This is a genomic window from Streptococcus sp. 2018037, from assembly GCF_019754195.1.
GTDB lineage: Bacteria > Bacillota > Bacilli > Lactobacillales > Streptococcaceae > Streptococcus > Streptococcus hashimotonensis.
In genome coordinates this window covers 1-722 of sequence record NZ_JAIJZQ010000056.1, presented here as the reverse complement: position 1 = coordinate 722, position 722 = coordinate 1, and the positions used below count along the sequence as shown (strand labels likewise).

The window sequence follows — 722 nt, the reverse complement described above, 5'->3', positions numbered from 1 at the left end:
TTTTTTTTCCCATTCCTTCTTCTCTTTGCTATAACCTATATAAAAAGAAACTGAACAGAACTTTTTATGATACTTCTGCCCAATTTCTTAATTTGATTAACATAATGTTAGTGACTAGCTTTAGCGAAAGTCTTTCAAATGAATTTGTAAATCACGTATCATTTCACGACGACCATTAAAACATTGTCCGCTAATTAATTTTTCGTATTTATCAAGTTGATCATTGCTCAGATTTTTTCGATAATCTCTCAAGGCACCTCTCAACATTAATAGTTCATCGTTTATCAATCCCGGTGATTGTATTGCGTGAGATAATTCGTGAATATCTTCATGTGGCATACGGTCAAACTTGCGTTTTTGACTTTCCTGTTTGCGGATACGATCCTTGATTCGATTTCTGAACTTGACTTTGAAATAACAATATAATTGAACTTGTTCATCAACTAGCCACGGTTGATCTTCCAACAATTCAAACAAGGTCATCATTCCTTCTTGTTCCCAATCATCTCGATCCCATAGTTTAATGTAAAACTCTTTTCGAGCCTTGTTTACAATACCTTTGACGCTTGCATACACTTTTTCGAAGTCCATTACTTAATCTCCTTTTGTTGATGGTTTAAGTTTATCGAAAAGTGCTGCCTTTCTACAGGACATTTTTGTCTAGCTTCATACTTTATTTGATTTTTCTTTTTTTAAAGTACATTTGCTATTGATACTCTATG

The 722-nt window shown here is 33.2% G+C and carries 1 protein-coding gene; it reads right to left on the bottom strand.

Annotated features, from left to right (window positions below):
* Positions 1–120: 120 nt before the first annotated feature.
* The gene (locus K5Q29_RS10590; protein ID WP_053867433.1) at positions 121–591 is read right to left on the bottom strand and encodes a sigma-70 family RNA polymerase sigma factor; all 471 of its coding nucleotides are present in this window, start codon (positions 589–591) and stop codon (positions 121–123) included.
* Positions 592–722: the final 131 nt, after the last annotated feature.